Below are 6,048 nucleotides of genomic sequence, written 5' to 3' on the forward strand. Positions count from 1 at the left end.
ACCATTCGTCTTTAACCAGCTGCAGCAAGTAATGCTCTTGCAGCATAAGCAGCTGCTCATTCTTCTGATGCCGCTCCCGTTCCGAAGCGCGGAGCCGCTCCTGCTCGGAGCCGATGTCCTCGGCGATTCTGGCGAGCATCTCGGTCAGCTCGCCCCGGGCGACGGGCTTCAGCAGGTAGTCCTTGACGCCAAGCTGAATAGCGGCCTTCAAATATTCGAAATCCGAATATCCCGAGAGCACGGCCGTCCGCATTCCCGGATAGCGCTCCTTGCAAATGGAGATAAGCTCTATGCCGTTCATCTTCGGCATCCGGATATCGGAGAGAAGGAATTGGGGAAGCGGCCCCTTTTCCAGCAGCTCAAGCGCTTCGCCGCCGCTGGACGCTTCATATGCAATTTCAAAGCCGGCTTCCTCCCAGTTAATCTTCGCTTTGATGCTGTCGCGAATGCCCTTCTCGTCATCGACCAGCATAATCGTGTACATAGCTTTCAGCTCCTTACCGGCGGCAGCTTCAGTGTAATGGCCGTGCCCCCGCCTTCCTCCGATTCAATTGAAATCTCGAACAAGTCTCCGTAATACAGACGGCAGCGCGATATCGTGTTCCTCAGGCCGATGCTGTGTCCTTTATCGTTTAATATCCCGACTCCGCCCTTCAGCTCCGTATCCGCAAGTACGCCTGTGATCATTTCCTGCGTCATGCCGATTCCGTTATCCTTGACCGTCAGCCACAGGCGGCTGTCCCGCAGAGCGGAAGTCACGCTCACCTCTGCGGCCTCTCCCTTTTCCAGACTGTATTTCACCGCATTCTCTACAATCGGCTGAAGAATAAATTTCGCGATATGAAGGGACTCCGTCTCGGGATCGCTGTGAATGGAGAACATCAGGTTATCCTGATGCCGCAGCTTCTGAATGAGCAAATAATCGCGGATATAGCCGATTTCTTCGCTCACCCTGACCAGATCGCTGTTCAGATCAAGCGAATATCTCATCATTTTGGCCAGAGCCTCCGTCGCGTCCATAACCAGGTCCTCCCGCTTCATTGCGGCCAGACCGCCGATAATTTCCAATGTGTTGTTAAAAAAATGCGGATTGATCTGCAGCAGCAGCGCCTTGTATTCGGCATTCTTGCGCCTCAAATCCGTCTCGAATTCCGTCTCGATCAAATACTTCAGCCGATGCGTCATCTGTTCAAAGACGCTGGCCACATAATCCACCTCGCTCCGCCTCGTCCCGACGTTGGGCATATGCTGCAAGGCCAGGTCGAACCGCCCGTGCTTGACATGCCTCATCGCCCGCGCCATGGCGCTCAGCGGCTTCGTGATCCCGATGGACAGCCACAGGGCGACGGCAATGACAAGCAGCAGCAGGCCAAAGCTTCCCAGCAGAAACGTCTGTTTGATATCGGTGATCTTCGCGTACAGCTCGTCTTCGGGCACTTCGCCGATAATAATCCAGTTCTGCGCAGGAAGCTTGCGGTAGAACAGCAGGTAATTCCTGTCCTTCTGCCGCAGCGGAATGATTCCGCTGAGCTGTCCGGCGGAGTGGGCCTTCACATAAGCCAGCCCCTCGCTGAGCACCTGCTTGCTGCCTCCGAAGTCCTGGTCAAGCACGCCGATTCCCTCCTCGGTCAGCAAAAAGGCTCTCCCGCTGCTGCCAAACCGGATCTTGTCAATATCCCCCCGCAGCAGGCTGGTTGGATAGTTGATCTTGAGCACACCGATATTATTCAGCGACTGGAGCTGAACGAGGGGAATAATAAGGCTGTTCACTTCGCTTGCGCGCATGCTTTCATCGCTCTGGTCGGGATCTCTGTGGGCTCCGGTCCAGCGGATATTGTAGCGTCTATACTGCTTGTACCATTCACTTTCCAGATAGCTTTTGTCCTGCGTCCAGATCCCCCGCCGACCTCCCTGAAGGCGGAAACGGAGATAATGTTGGAGTTATTGACGGTATAGGATGAGAAGAAGTTCCGCAGCTGCTGCATCGCCAGGTATCTCTCTCCGACCGAGCTCCCGCCGTTTAATGCGACCGTAATCCATTGCTGGGTAAACGGGCTGCTGAGCACCTGTTTCCCGGTATCCTCGATCTGCATAAGCAGTGTATCCGCATGCGAGGCGAACTGGTCGATCGTCTGCAGTGTGGAGGACTCAATGGAGGATTGGATCAAGTTCGCGGACTCTCTGCTGAATATGAACACTGCCGCGGTAAAGGGAATGATCAGCAATATGGAAAAAGACAGCATTAATCGGCTGCGCAGCGAGTACAACATACTATTCCAGCTCCTCCCTCCAAGGGTACACCTCTTCGCTTTCGCGCCGATAAACATTAATCAGTATAGTCCTTTATTGAGGAAAAAGGAATGAGGACTCCCCGCATCCTTAATTCCGCCAAAGAGACGGCCGAAATCCTCGGTCGCCTCTTCTGCGTACATCTATTTTCTTCATTCCTCTATCGATAGCAAATGCTTATTTTTGCGGCAGATCGGCGTATGCCTTGTCGATTTTAGTGATGGCCTCGGAGACGGCGGCATCAACATTCCGTCCGCTGATCGTCACTTCCTCAATCATCTTGTTGACCGCTTCGGACATTTGCGGGAAGATCGGCGTAATCGGACGCGGTCGGCCGTATTTCTGGTTCTGTACGACAAAGACGTTCTTCGGATATTCATTGAGCTCCGGGAATTGCTTCGCTACGGAGTAGCGGGCCGGAATATCTTTGGTCATCGAGCAGTACGTCTTCGAGCCTTCCGCTCCCGTAACATAGTTGACGAACTGCCAGGCGGCTTCCGGGTTCTTGCTCTTGGCGGAGACAGCCAGCGCCCAGCTTCCGTTCGCTACGGCCTGCTGCGTTTCCTTAGGCAGCGGAGCGATGTCGTAATCGACGCCCAGCTTGAAGTTCGGGAACTTGTCGGCATAGTTGCCCAGCGACCACGAACCGTCGATCGTCATGGCAAGCTGATTGTTCGGGAACGGGTCCGGCGGATATTCCAGAGAGGATACCTTGGACTTGTTATACAGATCCGAGAAGAATTGCAGCGCTTTTTTCGTTTCCGGCTTATCCAGATAGCCTTTGGCGGTCGTTCCGTCCTCGCTCATAATCTCGCCGCCGAATTGCCAGATGATCGGGTATTTGAAGTAGGCCGTTCCGCCCGCGTTGCCGAAGCCTTGGGCTGGGTCGATGCCGTAGACGCCGCCAGCCGGATCGTTCAGCTTTTGGGCTGCCTCAAGCACTTGATCCCACGTAATCGGCTCATCCGGATTCTTGGAAGGAAGCGGAATGCCCTTGGCTTCGAACATCTTTTTATTATAGAACAGGGCGATGGAGGATTCGGTCAGCGGCGCCATGTAAATTTCGTTCTTGTAAGTATATGTTTTGATGGTGGACTCCGGAATATCTTCCAGATTGCCATCCTTTTTAAAGTATTCCGTCAGCGGCTGAAGAGCGCCCGCCTGCGCATAGGAAGCCATGTTCGGCGCGTCAATCGCCATAATATCCGGCGGGTTGCCCGAAGCAATGGACGTTCTGAGCTTCGTATCATAATCCGCGTACGGGATCGGGCTCATCTCCACCTTGATATCGGGATGGCTCTCATTGAAGGAAGCGACCAGTTTGTCGTACGCCGCGTTCTCGGTATCATTGCCGGAGTTTCTCCAGAAGGTCAGCTTCACCTTCTCGCTTTTGGTCCCGGAGGAATTCCCCTCCGCCGAGCTATTGCCCCCTCCGCTATTTCCACATCCGGCCAACAGACCGGTGATAAGCAGTGCACTTATAGCCAATTTTGTTTTCTTTCTCAATTCTGTCCTCCCCTTTCTGTTATTGAATGCCCTTACATTGCAATCATAGCAGACCCTCTTCCTCATAAAATTCATTATTTTCTGTTGCGCGTTTCTAAAATATTCAGGAATAGCCCGCCACTGCCGGTGTCCCGTTATTGTCTTGTTGCTATAATGTAATCGAGGCTTCATATAACAGGGAGGGAACCGGATTGAAGGTGATTGCAATCGACATGGACGAAGTGATAGCGGACTTTAATACCAAGCATCTGAGCGTGTTTAACCGGGATTATGGAGAGAACGTAACGACCGAGGATTTAAAAAGCGGGCGGCTGGCGGAGCTTCGCCCCCATCTGGCGACGGAAATTCTCAATTACCTGCATGATCCTTTGTTCTTCCGCGATCTGGACGTTATGAAGGACAGCCGGGAAGTCATCCGGTCGCTCAGTGAGCGATTCGATATCTATATTACTACCGCTGCGATGGAAGTCCCAAGCTCTTTCACAGCCAAATATGAATGGCTGAGAGAACACTTCGATTTCCTGAGCGATATGAACTTCGTATTCTGCGGCAACAAAAGCATCATCCGCGCCGATTATCTTATTGACGACAACGCCCGTCACTTCGAGCGCTTCTGCGGGCAGGGAATTCTGTTCACGGCGCCGCATAATCTGGGGGTAACCGGATATGACCGGGTGAGCAGCTGGCTTGAGGCGGCGGAATACTTCCGGGGGAAAGAATAGATACATAGCGAGCAAGTGAAATCGCCCAAGGGATGTCAAAAAAGGGAGGCGGCCCGGGCCGTAATACGGACTGCGGGCAGCCTCCCTCTGACTTATTCGCCCGCTCGGGTCCCGGCGGGCTGCTGCAGAGTTCTCATCCTTCCTGCGGGAACAGCGCATCCCGCGCCGGGCATGGCTGGCGATCCAGAAACTGCTCCAGCGGCGCAGGCATCGGCTGATAAATATCCTTCAGCGAAGTCCCCTCATAAATATTGCCGATAATAACCGGGTGACACAGCTCGGAGATCAGAATGTCTCCGTTTCCGTGCAAGTGCAGCTGCTTCTTGCCCTCAATGCAGTGGGCGAAATAAACGCCCGGCTGCTCCCGGAAACCAAGCTCCTCCATAAACCGGTCCATACAGGTGAAATATAGGACGGTATCCTCTTTTTTATGGGCGATCAGATCGTTTACCGCCTGCTTCAGCACTTCCCGGGCCGCAATCGCTTTCCAGCCGCTGTGATCCATAATAATGCTGTTCTGAATTTCATGCGTGCGGACGCCAAGGGAATGGACATGCTCGCTGATTTCCCGCATACGGCGCTCGGTCTCGCTGAACAGCAGCGTTTCCAGCACGGTGTCCACCTTCGTCTCCGCGAACAGCGCGATATTTTCACGAATTTTGTGATACACGTCAGGGTGGATGTTGTAATACCGTGAGAACTCGTCCGCCGAAGTAAAATTAAACGAGATATGGATCGTCGTCAGTCCCGCCTCGGCCAGCTTGTCGATCCGCGTTCCACTTAGCAAGCTCGCGTTGGAATTAAGCTGCGTTTGAATGCCTCTGGATGCGCAGTAAGCGACAACCTCCAGGCAATCGTCATATTTCAGCGTAACCTCGCCGCCCGACAAACGGACTCTTTTCAGAGAGGGAAGCTCCTCCAGGATGCGGATAATTTCTTTGCCCTCAAGGCTCTGCCCGTCATTCCGGTTGTATGCGCAGCAGTAATCGCAGCGAAAATTGCAGCTTGAGGTAACGCCAATCTCCAGCCCCTCCAGCTCCCAGGTCTGCGGCTTGACAAGCTCCAGTGATTTGTAAGTCATGCTTCTTAAGGTCCTCCCGAGAAAAAGAATTGCGGGCTGCGCCCGATACGTGAACCTTAGTGATTATAGCGGTTTACGCCCCCGGAATATGTGACTTTTATAGCTTCCATTTCTCAGCTCCGCCATCTCCCGATTTCCGGTCAGGCAGCCTTTATCCTCAGTCGCCCAGCTCCACCGACTTGCCCATCTCGTTCCACGCCGCCTGGCCGATCAGTCCGAGCCGCCAAATAGCGATGCCTTTCAGGCCATAGCGCTTGGCCAGGCCGATCTTCGTATTAACGGAGCTTTCATTCTCGCTTTTAAGCGAGATGCCTAGCACCAGCTTGTCCTTCGTCGTCTGCTTCAGGGCCAGCCGGATCGCTTCGTCCACCTTGTCCGTCGGCTCCGGACTCTTCTGATCGCCGTAGGCGTAAGCCATTATAATCAGCTCATCGGCCAGAGCCGCCAGCG

General features: G+C 53.7%; 6 protein-coding genes and 1 pseudogene. 1 reads left to right on the top strand and 6 read right to left on the bottom strand.

Features of this window, described 5'->3' with window-relative positions; translation table 11 throughout:
* From L692_RS0118235 to L692_RS0118250, 4 genes are all read right to left on the bottom strand, one after another.
* Positions 1–484, bottom strand: a 484-nt coding sequence (locus tag L692_RS0118235) for a response regulator (RefSeq protein WP_025701532.1), incomplete at its 3' end; no start/stop codon positions are given.
* Positions 485–489: 5 nt separating this feature from the next.
* The gene (locus L692_RS29305; RefSeq protein WP_232238819.1) at positions 490–1,785 is read right to left on the bottom strand and encodes a sensor histidine kinase; all 1,296 of its coding nucleotides are present in this window, start codon (positions 1,783–1,785) and stop codon (positions 490–492) included.
* Positions 1,767–2,270 carry a hypothetical protein gene (locus tag L692_RS33585; protein ID WP_232238820.1) on the bottom strand — a complete coding sequence of 168 codons (504 nt, stop codon included), beginning with the start codon at positions 2,268–2,270 and terminating at the stop codon, positions 1,767–1,769. The genes L692_RS29305 and L692_RS33585 overlap by 19 nt, the downstream gene beginning before the upstream one ends.
* Before the next feature lie 196 nt (positions 2,271–2,466).
* A complete protein-coding gene (locus L692_RS0118250) occupies positions 2,467–3,795 on the bottom strand; it encodes an ABC transporter substrate-binding protein (RefSeq protein WP_025701533.1) in 1,329 nt (442 codons plus the stop codon).
* Between the two features lie 197 nt (positions 3,796–3,992).
* On the opposite strand from L692_RS0118250, the gene L692_RS0118255 reads away from it, so the two are divergent.
* Complete coding sequence (locus L692_RS0118255) at positions 3,993–4,517, top strand: 5' nucleotidase, NT5C type (RefSeq protein ID WP_232238821.1); 525 nt, start codon at positions 3,993–3,995, stop codon at positions 4,515–4,517.
* A 133-nt stretch (positions 4,518–4,650) separates the two neighbouring features.
* On the opposite strand, the gene L692_RS0118260 is transcribed toward L692_RS0118255, so the two are convergent.
* Positions 4,651–5,598 (bottom strand): radical SAM protein, encoded by a 948-nt coding sequence (locus L692_RS0118260; RefSeq protein WP_025701535.1) that lies wholly within the window; start codon positions 5,596–5,598, stop codon positions 4,651–4,653.
* A gap of 157 nt (positions 5,599–5,755) precedes the next feature.
* Positions 5,756–6,048 (bottom strand): annotated as a pseudogene (locus tag L692_RS32975) (stalk domain-containing protein); the annotation flags it as partial.

It is taken from the genome of Paenibacillus forsythiae T98 (assembly GCF_000520735.1).
In the GTDB taxonomy this organism is placed as follows: domain Bacteria; phylum Bacillota; class Bacilli; order Paenibacillales; family Paenibacillaceae; genus Paenibacillus_AQ; species Paenibacillus_AQ forsythiae.

What these genes read in the sequence shown, in the direction of transcription:
- L692_RS29305 (WP_232238819.1), bottom strand. Translation starts at nt 1,785, where the DNA reads ATGCGCGCAAGCGAAGTGAACAGCCTTATTATTCCCCTCGTTCAGCTC.
- L692_RS33585 (WP_232238820.1), bottom strand. Translation starts at nt 2,270, where the DNA reads ATGTTGTACTCGCTGCGCAGCCGATTAATGCTGTCTTTTTCCATATTG.
- L692_RS0118260 (WP_025701535.1), bottom strand. Translation starts at nt 5,598, where the DNA reads ATGACTTACAAATCACTGGAGCTTGTCAAGCCGCAGACCTGGGAGCTG.